The sequence below is a fragment of the Streptococcus hillyeri genome (genome assembly GCF_041081565.1).
GTDB lineage: Bacteria > Bacillota > Bacilli > Lactobacillales > Streptococcaceae > Streptococcus > Streptococcus hillyeri.
In genome coordinates this window covers 1,115,619-1,129,768 of the sequence record NZ_CP163513.1, presented here as the reverse complement: position 1 = coordinate 1,129,768, position 14,150 = coordinate 1,115,619, and the positions used below count along the sequence as shown (strand labels likewise).

General features: G+C 41.1%; 14 protein-coding genes and 1 pseudogene. 14 read left to right on the top strand and 1 reads right to left on the bottom strand.

Annotated features, from left to right (window positions below; translation table 11 throughout):
- The first annotated feature begins 179 nt into the window (after positions 1–179).
- From murB to AB6M99_RS05255, 12 genes are all read left to right on the top strand, one after another.
- Positions 180–1,094 carry a UDP-N-acetylmuramate dehydrogenase gene (gene murB / locus AB6M99_RS05310; protein WP_121836434.1) on the top strand — a complete coding sequence of 305 codons (915 nt, stop codon included), beginning with the start codon at positions 180–182 and terminating at the stop codon, positions 1,092–1,094.
- A 6-nt stretch (positions 1,095–1,100) separates the two neighbouring features.
- Positions 1,101–2,255: an ABC transporter ATP-binding protein gene (locus tag AB6M99_RS05305; protein ID WP_121836433.1), complete on the top strand. Its 1,155-nt coding sequence runs from the start codon at positions 1,101–1,103 to the stop codon at positions 2,253–2,255.
- On the top strand, positions 2,239–3,036 hold the full coding sequence (locus tag AB6M99_RS05300) for an ABC transporter permease (protein ID WP_121836432.1): 798 nt from the start codon (positions 2,239–2,241) through the stop codon (positions 3,034–3,036). Before AB6M99_RS05305 ends, AB6M99_RS05300 begins: the two co-directional genes overlap by 17 nt.
- Positions 3,033–3,809, top strand: a complete 777-nt coding sequence (locus tag AB6M99_RS05295; RefSeq protein WP_121836431.1) for an ABC transporter permease — start codon at positions 3,033–3,035, stop codon at positions 3,807–3,809. Before AB6M99_RS05300 ends, AB6M99_RS05295 begins: the two co-directional genes overlap by 4 nt.
- Positions 3,802–4,869: a PotD/PotF family extracellular solute-binding protein gene (locus AB6M99_RS05290; RefSeq protein ID WP_121836430.1), complete on the top strand. Its 1,068-nt coding sequence runs from the start codon at positions 3,802–3,804 to the stop codon at positions 4,867–4,869. Before AB6M99_RS05295 ends, AB6M99_RS05290 begins: the two co-directional genes overlap by 8 nt.
- 450 nt (positions 4,870–5,319) lie before the next feature.
- Positions 5,320–6,873 (top strand): 2-isopropylmalate synthase, encoded by a 1,554-nt coding sequence (locus tag AB6M99_RS05285; protein WP_369350343.1) that lies wholly within the window; start codon positions 5,320–5,322, stop codon positions 6,871–6,873.
- 9 nt (positions 6,874–6,882) lie between these two features.
- The gene (leuB, locus tag AB6M99_RS05280) at positions 6,883–7,923 is read left to right on the top strand and encodes a 3-isopropylmalate dehydrogenase (RefSeq protein WP_121836428.1); all 1,041 of its coding nucleotides are present in this window, start codon (positions 6,883–6,885) and stop codon (positions 7,921–7,923) included.
- Positions 7,923–8,192 (top strand): DUF1294 domain-containing protein, encoded by a 270-nt coding sequence (locus AB6M99_RS05275; RefSeq protein ID WP_183121698.1) that lies wholly within the window; start codon positions 7,923–7,925, stop codon positions 8,190–8,192. The genes leuB and AB6M99_RS05275 overlap by 1 nt, the downstream gene beginning before the upstream one ends.
- Positions 8,193–8,205: 13 nt before the next feature.
- The gene (gene leuC, locus AB6M99_RS05270; RefSeq protein ID WP_369350341.1) at positions 8,206–9,585 is read left to right on the top strand and encodes a 3-isopropylmalate dehydratase large subunit; all 1,380 of its coding nucleotides are present in this window, start codon (positions 8,206–8,208) and stop codon (positions 9,583–9,585) included.
- A gap of 1 nt (position 9,586) precedes the next feature.
- Positions 9,587–10,180, top strand: coding sequence for a 3-isopropylmalate dehydratase small subunit (leuD, locus tag AB6M99_RS05265; RefSeq protein WP_121836425.1), 594 nt, complete (start codon positions 9,587–9,589; stop codon positions 10,178–10,180).
- A gap of 39 nt (positions 10,181–10,219) precedes the next feature.
- Positions 10,220–11,005 carry an L-threonylcarbamoyladenylate synthase gene (locus AB6M99_RS05260; protein WP_121836424.1) on the top strand — a complete coding sequence of 262 codons (786 nt, stop codon included), beginning with the start codon at positions 10,220–10,222 and terminating at the stop codon, positions 11,003–11,005.
- 152 nt (positions 11,006–11,157) lie between these two features.
- Positions 11,158–11,625: an 8-oxo-dGTP diphosphatase gene (locus AB6M99_RS05255; RefSeq protein WP_121836423.1), complete on the top strand. Its 468-nt coding sequence runs from the start codon at positions 11,158–11,160 to the stop codon at positions 11,623–11,625.
- Positions 11,626–11,672: 47 nt separating this feature from the next.
- Here AB6M99_RS05255 and AB6M99_RS05250 read toward each other — a convergent pair.
- Positions 11,673–12,129 (bottom strand): annotated as a pseudogene (locus tag AB6M99_RS05250) (DUF6688 family protein); the annotation flags it as partial.
- 447 nt (positions 12,130–12,576) lie between these two features.
- Between AB6M99_RS05250 and AB6M99_RS05245 the strand changes: the two are divergent.
- The gene (locus tag AB6M99_RS05245; RefSeq protein ID WP_121834532.1) at positions 12,577–13,440 is read left to right on the top strand and encodes a bifunctional methylenetetrahydrofolate dehydrogenase/methenyltetrahydrofolate cyclohydrolase; all 864 of its coding nucleotides are present in this window, start codon (positions 12,577–12,579) and stop codon (positions 13,438–13,440) included.
- A 3-nt stretch (positions 13,441–13,443) separates the two neighbouring features.
- A complete protein-coding gene (gene rnc / locus AB6M99_RS05240; protein WP_121834531.1) occupies positions 13,444–14,130 on the top strand; it encodes a ribonuclease III in 687 nt (228 codons plus the stop codon).
- The last annotated feature ends 20 nt before the right edge of the window (positions 14,131–14,150 follow it).

Sequence of the window (14,150 nt, the reverse complement as noted above, 5' to 3'; positions counted from 1 at the left end):
TTAGACTAACTTCCGCTTCGAAAGCTAAAGTGGAAATTACTTTGGGAAATTACCCTAGGCAATGCTTGCTAAATTTATTATCTCAATCGGTCGTCAAACAGTTTTCTTTTTGATATAATAGAATCGGCTTTATGCCGATTTTTATCTTGTTTAGGCAGGATCTAGAGATGGAATGTATGATGTTAGATTTTATAAAAACTGAATTAGCAGGTATTGATGTTCGCGTTGATGAACCTTTGAAAAATTATACCTATACGAAAGTGGGGGGACCTGCGGATTTGTTGGCTTTCCCTCGTTCGCGTCATGAATTGCAACGCTTGCTCACCTTTGCCAAAACTCACCAGTTGGAGTGGACCGTTTTGGGAAATGCCAGCAACCTCATCGTGCGTGATGGTGGTATTCGTGGTATGGTGATTATGTTAGAGAAAATGGCAACGATTACGGTGTCTGGTTATGTGATTGAAGCAGAAGCTGGTGCCAATCTGATTGAGACAACTAGGGTTGCTAGCCGTCACAGTTTGACTGGTTTTGAGTTTGCCTGCGGTATTCCAGGATCAATTGGCGGTGCTGTCTTTATGAATGCTGGTGCTTATGGTGGTGAAATTGCCCATGTTTTGACATCGGCGCAGCTATTGACTAAAGACGGTGACATTATTACCTTGGAAGCTAGAGACTTAAAGTTTGGTTATCGCCATTCTGCGATTCAAGAATCTGGTGCGATTGTTCTATCTGCAAAATTTGCTTTAAAACCAGGAGATTACACACAAATCACACAGGAAATGGCACGTTTGACCCACCTACGTGAGTTGAAACAACCCTTAGAATTACCTTCATGTGGTTCTGTGTTTAAGCGTCCTGTTGGCTACTTTGCTGGAGCTCTTATCTCAGAGGCGGGTCTCAAGGGCTATCGTGTTGGTGGTGTTGAAGTCTCAACCAAGCACGCAGGCTTTATGGTTAATGTGGACAATGGCACAGCTACTGATTATGAAAACTTAATCGCTAGCGTGATTGAAAAAGTAAAAGAACATTCAGGTGTGACGCTGGAAACAGAAGTTCGTATCATCGGTGTATCTGAAGAAAATAGAGAGGAATAAGCTCAATTGACAAATCCAATTATTGCCTTTGAAAATGTCACTAAGACATTTGAAGATAGTGACACGCAAGTCTTAAAAAATATTAATTTTGAATTGGAAGAAGGAAAGTTCTACACCCTTTTAGGGGCATCTGGTTCTGGAAAATCAACCATTTTAAATATTATTGCGGGCTTATTAGATGCCACAAGTGGGAATATCTACTTAGATGGTAAGCGTATCAACGATGTTCCAATCAATAAACGTGATGTGCATACTGTCTTTCAGAACTATGCGCTTTTCCCACACATGACGGTTGCTGAAAATGTTGCTTTCCCACTACGCATCAAGAAAGTTGATAAAAAAGAAATTGACCAGCGTGTTGAAGAAGCACTTAAGATGGTTCGTCTAGAAGGTTTTGGTAAACGTTCGATTCAAAAATTATCTGGTGGTCAGCGCCAACGTGTTGCCATTGCTCGTGCGATTATCAATCAGCCTCGTGTGGTCTTGCTTGATGAGCCTCTATCAGCCCTTGATTTGAAATTGCGAACTGAAATGCAGTACGAACTTCGTGAATTGCAACAGCGTCTTGGCATCACCTTTGTTTTTGTTACCCACGATCAGGAAGAAGCGCTTGCCATGTCAGACTGGATTTTTGTCATGAATGATGGTGAGATTGTCCAATCAGGGACACCAGTTGATATTTATGATGAGCCGATTAATCATTTTGTTGCGACCTTTATCGGAGAATCTAATATTCTTCCAGGTGTCATGATTGAAGACTACTTGGTGGAATTTAACGGCAAACGTTTTGAAGCTGTCGATGGTGGGATGCGACCAAATGAACCTGTAGAAGTGGTTATCCGCCCAGAAGATTTGCGGATTACTTTGCCAGAAGAAGGAAAATTAGAGGTTACGGTTGATACGCAATTGTTCCGTGGGGTTCACTATGAAATCATTGCTTACGATAACCTAGGGAACGAATGGATGATTCACTCTACCCGCAAAGCCATTGAGGGAGAGCGTATCGGTCTTGATTTTGAGCCAGAAGATATTCACATCATGCGTCTCAACGAAACGGAAGAAGAATTTGACGCCCGTATCGAAGAATACGTTGAAGTGGAAGAAGTGGAAGACGGCCTCATCAATGCTATCGAGGAGGAACGCCATGAAGAAAACCAATAATGCCCTTTTTTCAGTTCCCTACCTCCTTTGGATTTTGCTATTTGTAGCGGCACCAGTCATGCTCTTGGTCTGGAAGTCACTTTTTGACATTGAAGGAAACTTTACCTTCAATAACTACGCGACCTTCTTTAGCAGCTGGACCTATCTCAGAATGAGTTTCAACTCCATTTTGTACGCTGGTATTATCACTTTGGTAACCTTTTTAATCAGTTATCCGACAGCTCTGATTTTGACCAAACTCAAGCACAAGCAGTTGTGGCTCATGCTGGTTATTTTACCGACTTGGGTTAATCTTTTGTTAAAAGCTTACGCCTTTATGGGGATTTTTGGTCAGCAAGGTGGTATCAATAGCTTTTTAACTTTTATGGGCTTGGCACCGCAGCAAATTCTGTTCACAGATTTTTCATTTATCTTTGTCGCTAGCTATATTGAATTGCCTTTTATGATTTTACCGATTTTCAATGCTCTTGATGATATTGATGGTAATGTCATCAACGCTAGCCGAGATTTGGGAGCGACAGAAATGCAGACCTTTAGAAAAGTTATTTTCCCACTCTCATTAAATGGGGTGCGTTCAGGCATTCAATCGGTCTTTATCCCAAGTTTGAGTCTCTTTATGTTGACGCGTTTGATTGGGGGAAATCGTGTGATTACTCTAGGAACTGCCATTGAGCAACATTTCCTTACCACTCAAAACTGGGGAATGGGAGCTACCATTGGCGTTATCTTAATTCTTGCTATGGTAGTGACAATGTGGGTGACAAAGGAGAGACGTCAATGAAAAAATTAGCTAATCTTTATCTTGCAGTCGTCTTCTTGATTCTATATATCCCAATTATTTACTTGATTTTCTATTCCTTTAACCAAGGTGGGGATATGAATGGCTTTACAGGAATGACTTTTGAGCACTATAGCATCATGTTTGGGGATAGTCGTCTTATGCTTATCTTAGTCGAAACCTTTTTCCTTGCCTTTTTATCAGCCCTATTAGCAACAATAATTGGAACCTTTGGAGCAATTTTTATCCATCAAACACGTCGTCGTTATCAAAACGGTCTCTTGTCAGCGAATAATGTTTTGATGGTTGCACCAGATGTGATGATTGGAGCAAGCTTCCTGATTTTGTTTACAACCATAAAATTTGAACTTGGTGAACTCTCTGTTCTTCTTAGCCATGTGGCTTTTTCGATTCCTATTGTGGTTTTGATGGTCTTGCCACGTCTTAAAGAAATGAACTACGATATGGTCAATGCGGCCTATGACTTGGGAGCGACCCGTTTTCAAATGATGAAAGAGGTCATGCTACCTTATTTGACACCTGGAATTATTGCAGGTTACTTCATGGCCTTTACCTACTCGCTTGATGATTTTGCGGTAACCTTCTTTGTCACAGGAAATGGTTTTTCAACGCTTTCTGTTGAGATTTATTCTCGCGCTCGTCAGGGAATTTCTCTTGAAATCAATGCCCTGTCTACGATCGTCTTTCTCTTTAGTATCCTTTTAGTGATTGGTTACTATTTCATTTCACAGGAGAAGGAGGTTACGGATGCGTAGATTATATTCATTTGTAGGTGGGATTTTAGCTATCGTGGCTCTGCTATTTAGCGTCAGCTTTTTCATGAAACAAAGTAGTGGTAGCGCTTCAAATAAATTGGTCATCTACAACTGGGGGGATTATATCGACCCTGATTTGTTGAAAAAGTTCACCAAGGAAACTGGCATTAAGGTCCAATACGAAACCTTTGATTCTAATGAAGCCATGTACACTAAAATCAAGCAAGGTGGGACAACCTATGATTTGGCAGTTCCATCTGACTATATGATTGATAAGATGATTAAGGAAGACCTCCTGGTTGAATTGGATCATGGTAAGATTAAGGGATTAGATAACATTGGTTCCGAGTTTATGGGACATAGCTTTGACCCCAACAATACTTACTCAATTCCTTATTTCTGGGGGACGGTTGGAATTGTTTACAATGCGACAATGGTCAAAGAAGCCCCTGAACATTGGGAAGACCTTTGGCGAGAAGAATATCGCAATGATATTTTGCTGGTCGATGGTGCCCGTGAGGTTATGGGATTTGGACTCAATAGCTTTGGATATAGCTTAAACAGTAAAGACAAGGTTGAACTGGCTGTTGTTGAAGCAAAGTTGAACGAATTAACGCCTAACGTTAAGGCAATCGTTGGTGACGAGCTGAAGCACTACATGATTCAGGGAGATGCTGCTATTGGCGTGTCTTTCTCTGGAGAAGCTAGTGAAATGCTTGATGGCAATGAGGACCTTGTTTATGTCGTTCCTAGTGAGGGATCGAACTTGTGGTTTGATAACATTGTCATTCCTAAGACGGTGAAGCATCAAGAAGAGGCTTATGCTTTTATCAATTTTATGTTAGAACCAGAAAATGCTGCGCAGAATGCCGAATACATTGGTTATGCGACACCGAATACTAAGGCAAGAGATCTATTGCCAGAAGAAATCACTTCTGACAAAGCTTTCTATCCAGACCAAGAAACCATTGAAAACCTTGAAGTTTACGATAACCTCGGGCAAAAATGGTTAGGTATCTATAACGACCTTTACTTGCAATTCAAAATGTACCGAAAATAAGATATAACGCAGAAGAAGTTGGATCACCAGCTTCTTTTTTATGTTGTGGGTAGAAAAAGTGTTCGAATCTGAACTTATAGATAATTGAATAAAGGTTAAGGCATTGTTAAGCAGTTTTGATGAACACTAAGTTCTATCAGCAGCTCCTTGCCTTGTCTTATTCCTTTGTCAATCCACTATAAAATAGAGGGTGAAGGAAGCCACAATCATAAAAATAAAAAAATTATCATTTTCCACTTGACAGAATTATCAGAAAAATATAGAATATTCATTAAATTAAAACACAAAGGAGAAAAAATCAAATGGCATTCACAATGACAACTGTTTTGCTATTGAGAATATCGGGCTAGTGCAAAAGCATTAGTCCTGTTTGGCTTACCAAGCGGGAGAGAAACACCTCGCTTGGTATATTCCAGCGAGGTGTTTTAAGTTTTAGAAAGTGGTGAGGTTATGCGTAAGATAGAATTTTTAGACACAACACTCAGAGATGGTGAGCAGACACCAGGTATAAATTTTTCAATCAAGGAAAAAGTAGCCATCGCAAAACAACTGGAAAAATGGGGAATTTCAGCAATAGAAGCTGGTTTCCCAGCAGCTAGTCTTGATTCTTTTGAAGCAGTTAGACAAATAGCTAAGGCAATGAAAACAACTGCCGTTTCTGGTCTAGCCCGATCTGTCAAATCAGATATTGATACTTGTTACGAAGCGATTAAGGACGCTAAATTTCCTCAAATCCATGTTTTTATTGCGACGAGTCCTATTCACCGTGAGTTCAAATTAAAAAAATCAAAAGAAGAGATTTTAGCGATTATCACAGAGCATGTAACCTATGCTCGTTCTAAGGTGGAAGTGGTTGAATTTTCTCCTGAAGATGCCACAAGAACTGAACTGGATTTTCTGCTTCAAGTGGTCCAAACAGCCGTTGATGCTGGCGCGACCTACATCAATATTCCTGATACCGTTGGGTTTACAACACCAGAGGAATATGGGGAGATTTTCAATTTTCTCATTGAGAATATCAAATCGGACAGAGAAATCATTTTTAGCCCACATTGTCATAACGACCTTGGAATGGCTGTAGCAAATACCCTATCAGCCATTAAAAATGGAGCGGGTCGTGTTGAGGGAACTTTAAATGGTATCGGTGAGCGGGCTGGAAATGCGGCGCTAGAAGAAGTTGCTGTAGCGCTTAGTATCCGTGAGGATTACTATGAGGCAAGCTCTGCTATTGCCCTAAAAGAAACTATTAATACTGCTGAAATGGTGTCGCGCTTTTCTGGAATTCCGATTCCTCGTAATAAGGCGGTCGTGGGTGGAAATGCCTTCTCTCACGAATCTGGTATCCATCAGGATGGCGTTCTGAAAAATCCATTGACCTATGAAATTATTACACCTGAACTGGTCGGTGTGAAACGCAACTCACTGCCGCTTGGAAAACTATCTGGTCGCCATGCTTTTATTGAGAAATTAAAAGAGCTTGATTTAGAGTTTGAAGAGGATGAAATCACCGTTCTTTTTGCGAAATTTAAGGCCTTGGCTGATAAGAAGCAAGACATCACGGATGCGGATATTACAGCGCTTGTCGCTGGTGCTGAAATTGAAAATCCAGAAGGGTTCCACTTTGGCAATCTGAGATTAGCTTCAAATCCTGATGATACGGTGACAGCAGTTGTCACTATGATCAATATTGAGCAGGAAACGGTTGATGTCACAGCTGATGGCAAGGGTTCCGTGGAAGCGACTTACAATGCCATCGACCAATTCTTCCATCAAGAGGTCAAATTACTCAATTACAGCATGGATGCTGTCACAGATGGGATTGATGCCCAGGCACGCGTTACGGTTTCCATTGAAAATGCTGAAACGGGGACGATTTTCAATGCGTCAGGAATTGATTTTGATGTGATGAAAGCTGGCGCGATTGCTTATATCAATGCCAATGTTCTGGTGCAGAAAGAAAATGCTGGTGAGATAGGTCACCGACTATCAGAAAAAGAAATGTAAGGTGAAATGATGACAAAGAAAATTGTAACCTTGGCAGGTGATGGGATTGGTCCAGAAATTATGGTTGCTGGGCTGGATGTTCTAAAAGCTGTCTCAGAAAAAATTGGCTTTCAATATGAGCTGGATGCTAAACCCTTTGGCGGTGCTGGTATTGATGTCAGTGGTCATCCCTTACCAGAAGAAACCTTAAGAGCAACGCAAACAGCAGATGCTATTTTATTAGCAGCTATCGGCGGTCCCAAATATGACACTGCCCCTGTTCGACCAGAGCAAGGTCTGTTAGCCCTCCGTAAAGCTTTGAACCTCTATGCTAACTTAAGACCAGTTAAAATTTTTGAACCTCTCAAGCATTTGTCTCCACTTAAGCCTGATCGCATTGAGGGCGTGGATTTTGTGCTTGTGCGTGAATTGACTGGTGGGATTTACTTTGGGGAGCATCTTTTAGAAGTCGATAAAGCTCGGGATCACAATGATTACACATCGGACGAAATCCGACGAATCATGATTAAGGCATTTGACATTGCTCGTACGCGTCAGAAAAAAGTAACCAGCATTGATAAGCAAAATGTTTTAGCAACTTCTAAACTATGGCGACAGGTGGCTGATGAAGTGGCTAAAGATTATCCTGATGTGATTTTGGAACATCAGCTGGTTGACAGCGCAGCCATGCTATTGATTACCGATCCTGCTCATTTTGATGTCATTGTCACGGAAAATTTATTCGGCGATATTCTCTCTGATGAGGCGTCAGTCCTGTCTGGTACTCTTGGCGTCATGCCTTCGGCTAGTCATTCGACTGATGGTCCAAGTCTCTACGAGCCAATTCACGGTTCAGCGCCTGATATAGCAGGGCTGGGCATTGCCAATCCCATCTCAATGATCTTGTCCGTTGCTATGATGCTTCGAGAGTCCTTTGGTGAAATCAAGGGGGCAGAAATGATTGAGAAGGCAGTCGAAAAAACTTTCGCAGATGGCATTTTCACAAAAGATTTAGGTGGAGAGGTAACAACCTTGGAGATGACTCAAGCCATCATAGGTAACCTGATATGATACGGGAGATATTGATTTATGGCAGTCTTTGGAATATCTTTGTCTTTGTCCTTTACGGTATTGATAAAGGCAGAGCTGTTCGTGGCAAGTGGCGGATTTCAGAGAAAACATTGTTACTGCTAACCTTGTGTGGTGCAGGTCTTGGAGCCTTCTTAGGTGGCAACTATTTTCACCATAAAACACGAAAATGGTATTTTCAAGTCATCTGGTACTTAGGAATTATTATCCAAATTGCTATCTGTTATGTGATTTGGAAAGTTAGAAAATGATAGGGGGAACTGAATGGGTGGACAATCGATATTTGACAAACTTTGGGAACGCCATGTGATTGCTGGAAAAACTGGTGAACCTCAACTCCTGTACGTTGACCAACATTATATTCACGAGGTGACCAGCCCTCAGGCTTTTGATGGCCTGCGAGAAGCCAATCGGCAGGTTCGCCGTCCTGATTTGACCTATGGGACTTTTGACCACAATGTTCCGACAGTGAATATTCATGACATCCGAGATGTGATTTCAAAGGCACAGATGGATGCTCTGGCGAGAAATGTGAAAGAATTTCAGATTCCTCACGCTCCGCACGGCTCAAAACATCAAGGCATTGTTCACATGATTGGACCGGAGATGGGATTGACCCAACCTGGAAAACTGATTGTCTGTGGAGATAGTCACACCGCAACTCACGGTGCCTTTGGAGCGATTGCTTTTGGAATTGGAACGACAGAAGTCGAGCATGTTTTTGCAACTCAGACCATTTGGCAAGTGAAACCAAAAAAGCTACTGATTAAATTTACAGGAAAACCACCAAAAGGTGTCTACGCTAAAGATTATATCCTAGCTCTGATTGCCAAGCATGGTGTCGCTCTCGGTGTCGGCTACGTGGTGGAATATGTAGGTGAAGCTATTGACGCTTTGACCATGGAAGAACGCATGACCATCTGTAATATGTCCATCGAATTTGGGTCAAAAATGGGAATTATGAACCCTGACCAGACGACATTTGACTATGTGGCGGATAAGAAACACTGTCCAAGACAGTTTGAGGCAGCTGTGGCAGATTGGAAGACATTAGTATCAGATAAGGATGCACATTACGACAAAATCATCGAAATGGATGTGTCAGAGTTAGCTCCTATGGTGACTTGGGGAACAAATCCTTCGATGGGTGTTTCTTTTGACCAAACCTTCCCAGATATTCGTGATATGAATGATGAAAGAGCTTATCACTATATGGGACTAGAACCAGGGCAAAGACCAGATACGATTGAAATCGGCTACGTATTTATCGGCTCTTGTACCAACGCTCGCTTAAGTGACTTACAGGTGGCAGCAAAATATGTCCTTGGTACAAAAGTTGCAGATGGTGTGACAGCCATTGTTGTTCCGGGGTCTAGACCAGTAAAACAGGCGGCAGAGCAACTAGGTTTGGATAAAATTTTTACAGATGCAGGTTTTGAATGGCGAGAACCGGGCTGCTCCATGTGTCTAGGAATGAATCCTGATAAGGTTCCATCTGGTGTGCATTGTGCTTCAACCAGCAACCGCAATTTTGAAGACCGGCAGGGAGTTGGCTCTAAACCGCATCTTTGTAGCCCAGCCATGGCAGCCGCGGCAGCAATTGCAGGACGCTTTGTAGATATTAGACAGCTAGAGGGGGTGTGAGATGGAAGCATTTACTATCTATTCTGGAACAACCGTTCCTTTGATGAATGATAATATCGACACGGACCAGATTTTACCCAAACAATTCCTGAAATTAATTGATAAAAAAGGCTTTGGGAAGTACCTCATGTACGAATGGCGCTATCTGGACGATGATTATACTGAGAATCCTGACTTTATTTTCAATACGTCTCCTTATCGCAAAGCAAGTATTCTGATTACAGGAGATAATTTTGGGGCCGGATCCTCACGTGAACATGCAGCGTGGGCGCTAGCGGATTATGGCTTTAAAGTGATTATTGCAGGTTCTTTTGGAGACATTCACTATAATAATGATTTGAATAATGGGATTTTGCCCATCGTCCAACCTCTAGAGGTTCGGCAGAAGTTGGCCAATTTAAAATCGACAGACCAAGTCACCGTGAATTTATACGAGCAAAAAATTCTATCGCCAGTAGGAGAATTTTCCTTCGATATTGACGCGGACTGGAAACATAAATTATTAAAAGGGCTAGATGACATTGGCATTACACTCGAATACGCAGATGCTATTGCAGCATATGAACGCAATCGCCCAAGCTATTGGCAAGACTAACTAACGCATTAAACATAAAAAGAAAAGTAGGTAATTATTATGACAAAACACGTACATTGGGATGGCACACTTAATCAAGAAGGATTTGATATTCTAAATGGAGATGGTGGTTGTATCGTGACCCCAACTAAGGTTGGTTATATTATTATGACCAGTGACCGTGCTGGACTTGAGCGCAAATTTGAAGCCAAAGAGCGTAACCGTAATAAACCAGGTGTTGTTCTCTGCGGCAGCATGGAGGAGCTCCGTGAACTGGCACAATTAACCCCAGAAATTGATGCCTTTTACCAAAAACATTGGGATGAGGATATTTTGCTCGGCTGTATTTTGCCGTGGAAACCGGAGGCTTATGAGAAATTAAAAGCCTACGGTGATGGACGGGAAGAACTCATGACGGATGTCCGTGGCACCTCATGTTTTGTCATCAAATTTGGTGTAGCTGGTGAACAAATTGCCAAAGAAATGTGGGAAAAAGAAGGGAAGATGGTTTACGCTTCATCTGCAAACCCTTCTGGTAAAGGAAATCGTGGGAAAGTTGAAGGTATCGGTGAACGAATTGAAAAGGCTGTTGATCTTGTCATCGAAGCAGATGACTATGTCGCCTCTATTCAGCCAGATAAAACTGTTGAAACCCGCTACGAACAAGGCGTTATGGTCTCAATGGTCGATAAAGATGGCAAACTCATTCCTGAACAAGGAGCTGGAAGTCGCTCTATTGATAACTGCCCAGTTGTTATCCGTAAGGGGCTTGACATTGATAAAATTATGATGCACCTCTCAGACCACTTCAACTCATGGAATTACCGCCAAGGCGAGTATTATTAAAAAAACAATAAAAGGCGCTGTTAAGCGTCTTTTGGTGTATAATAAATACTAATAGTTTAACTGAGGCTATTACAATGTTAACTAATTGGGGAATTTTACCAATCAGAAGCCTGAAAAGAGTAAACTGATAAACAACAGAAAGTGAGGACAAGATGGCAAGAAGTGAAGAGGTTATTTTAACCAACATGTGCATGATTGAAAACGATAAGGGAGAAGTGGTCATGCAGATCCGAAGTCCCGAACGTTATAGCTGGGATGGCGCAGCGTATCCGGGCGGACACATCGAATTAGGCGAGAGCTTACACGAAGCTGTTGTCCGAGAAGTCTATGAAGAGACAGGATTGACCATTAAAAATCCAAGATTGGTTGGTGTCAAGCATTTTCACACAAGAGGAGAAAGTATCCGTTATCTTGTATTTCTCTACAAGGCAACTGAATTTGAAGGGAATATCAGATCATCTGATGAGGGAGAAATCAAGTGGGTTCCAAAAACTGATTTTAAAACAATTGATTTGGCAGACTCTATGGATGATATTATCCAATTCTATGAAGAGGAAAATACGTCTGAACTGTTCTACCTTCGAGATGTGAATGATATTTTACAGAGACAGTTTTTATAAGTAAAAAGCTCCAAATGGGGCTTTTTCTGATAGTTATATAATTGTTATTATTTTGCTGGTTTTGTGATATATTGCAGTGCGATACGGTTTTCAGGTTTTGCATCACAGAGATAAATGACCGTCAAGAAACACCATTCTAAGGGGTTCATTAGGAAATAGATAATATCTGCTTGCCACGGTGACTTGATCTGTCTAGCAATTGGATAGCCATAGGTGTCATAAATGTGTCTTATCACCTTATGTATTCGTGGTAGTTTTTCTTCAATGATCTGCTCAAAGGCATTGGCAATTAGCAATTGACGATTAACGACGATGTGGTGACCATGACGAACGCCCATACGAATAGGTTTAACCAGACGCTCCGACAGTACAAAGATAATGCTCATCGTAGAAAATATCTGGGGGTGATACCTTGGTTGATAAGGTCCAGTCACTTGTCTCAGTACATGCTTTAATCATATAATCTGGTTCCTGTCCAAATAAGGTTAAGAGACTAATCACTATATTGGAGTATGGCTTTGATTAGAATAGAGTTGTACTTGCCATACATCGGTACTGACACTAAAAGAAATAAGAAAATACGATCCCCCCCCTAAAAACATGCTACCTAAATCAAATAACCGAGTATCTACTAAAGCTTTTTTTCAGTATTTAAAATTGATATAAGCTAATATAGAGGGAAGAGGATATATTAGAGGAGATACGTAGAGGGCAACAAATAAATAGAAGAAGATATCAAATAGATACCCTCTAAACAAAAATAGGAGAAGATATACAACAAGTAGTGAAACGCATAATAAAAAATTTAGAAGTTTTCATAGTGCCATTATATGCTAATTCATAAAAAAGAAAAACAAATGATAGTTGCACCCAAACGATATTGGCAGATGAAATCTTACTAAATCTTTGATATAATAGTAATACTTTTATCTTTCAAAGGGGGAATGGCCTATGGCTCAAATAATTGATGGAAAAGGTTTGGCTGGAAAACTACAGGCAAATTTGGCAAAATCTGTAGCAGACATGAAAGAGACCTATGGTATCACGCCAGGTCTAGTCGTGATTTTAGTTGGTGACAATCCAGCCAGTCAAGTTTATGTTCGTAACAAAGAACGCTCTGCCCTAGCAGCTGGTTTCTTAAGTGAAACTGTGCGTTTACCTGAGTCAACAACTGATGAAACTCTCTTGAAAGAAGTTGAAAAATATAATCAAGACGACCGTTTTCATGGTATCTTGGTTCAATTGCCACTGCCAGAACATATTGATGAGCAAAAGGTGTTACTAGCCATTAGCCCTGAAAAAGATGTCGATGGTTTTCATCCAACAAATATGGGAAATCTCTGGTCTGGAAATCGTGTGATGGTACCATGCACACCAGCAGGTATTATGAAAATGCTTGAGTTTTATCAGGTGCCATTAGAAGGTAAAACAGCAGTTGTTGTTGGACGTAGCAATATTGTTGGAAAACCCATGGCACACTTGCTGATTGAACAAAATGCGACGGTAACACTGACACATTCAAAAACACAGCATTTGCCAGAAGTTTGTCGAACGGCAGACATTTTAGTGGTTGCTATTGGTCGTGGGCATTTTGTGACTAAGGAATTTGTAAAACCTGGTGCTGTTGTCATTGATGTGGGCATGAACCGTGATGAAACTGGAAAGTTGATTGGAGATGTTAAGTTTGATGAGGTAGCTGAGATTGCTAGTCTTATCACTCCCGTACCTGGTGGTGTTGGTCCGATGACCATTACTATGCTTTTAGAACAGACCTATGAAGCAGCCATGCGCAGCCTTTCTCCAAAAGAGGAATAAATAATGGATAAATTAGAAAAATTATTACATGAGCGTTTCGGAATCGTTTTTGCAGATAAAGCGATTCTAGAAACTGCCTTTACACACACAAGCTATGCCAATGAGCATCGTGCCCTAAATATTTCACATAATGAACGCTTGGAATTTTTAGGAGACGCTGCTCTTCAATTAACGATCTCTGGCTACCTTTATCGCAAATATCCCGAGATGCCTGAAGGTGACATGTCAAAACTCCGCTCAATGATTGTTCGTGAAGAGTCACTAGCAGGATTTTCTCGCCAATGTGGCTTTGATCAGCACATTAAATTGGGTCGTGGTGAAGAAAAAACTGGTGGACGCAATCGACCAGCCATTTTAGGTGACTTGTTTGAGGCCTTCCTAGGAGCGTTGTTGCTGGACAAGGGTGTGGCTGCGGTTGAAGCCTTTTTAAATCAAGTCATGATTCCACAAGTTGAAGTTGGTAATTATGACCGAGTGAAAGACTATAAAACCACCTTACAAGAATTACTACAAGTCAATGGTGATATAACCATTAACTATCAGGTTGTCAATGAAGTAGGACCGGCACACGATAAGACTTTTGAAGTCATTGTTTTTGCGGATGGCAAAAAATTAAGTCAAGGTAAAGGAAAGTCTAAAAAATTGGCTGAGCAAGATGCTGCTAAAAATGCGCTTGAGTATTTGCAATAAATTACCGTATAAAATATGGT

Excerpts from the sequence above, each read along its gene's own strand:
- AB6M99_RS05295 (WP_121836431.1), top strand. The coding sequence starts at position 3,033 with ATGAAAAAATTAGCTAATCTTTATCTTGCAGTCGTCTTCTTGATTCTA.
- AB6M99_RS05245 (WP_121834532.1), top strand. The coding sequence starts at position 12,577 with ATGGCTCAAATAATTGATGGAAAAGGTTTGGCTGGAAAACTACAGGCA.
- AB6M99_RS05290 (WP_121836430.1), top strand. The coding sequence starts at position 3,802 with ATGCGTAGATTATATTCATTTGTAGGTGGGATTTTAGCTATCGTGGCT.
- murB (WP_121836434.1), top strand. The coding sequence starts at position 180 with ATGTTAGATTTTATAAAAACTGAATTAGCAGGTATTGATGTTCGCGTT.
- AB6M99_RS05260 (WP_121836424.1), top strand. The coding sequence starts at position 10,220 with ATGACAAAACACGTACATTGGGATGGCACACTTAATCAAGAAGGATTT.
- leuD (WP_121836425.1), top strand. The coding sequence starts at position 9,587 with ATGGAAGCATTTACTATCTATTCTGGAACAACCGTTCCTTTGATGAAT.
- AB6M99_RS05300 (WP_121836432.1), top strand. The coding sequence starts at position 2,239 with ATGAAGAAAACCAATAATGCCCTTTTTTCAGTTCCCTACCTCCTTTGG.
- AB6M99_RS05255 (WP_121836423.1), top strand. The coding sequence starts at position 11,158 with ATGGCAAGAAGTGAAGAGGTTATTTTAACCAACATGTGCATGATTGAA.
- leuC (WP_369350341.1), top strand. The coding sequence starts at position 8,206 with ATGGGTGGACAATCGATATTTGACAAACTTTGGGAACGCCATGTGATT.
- leuB (WP_121836428.1), top strand. The coding sequence starts at position 6,883 with ATGACAAAGAAAATTGTAACCTTGGCAGGTGATGGGATTGGTCCAGAA.
- AB6M99_RS05285 (WP_369350343.1), top strand. The coding sequence starts at position 5,320 with ATGCGTAAGATAGAATTTTTAGACACAACACTCAGAGATGGTGAGCAG.
- rnc (WP_121834531.1), top strand. The coding sequence starts at position 13,444 with ATGGATAAATTAGAAAAATTATTACATGAGCGTTTCGGAATCGTTTTT.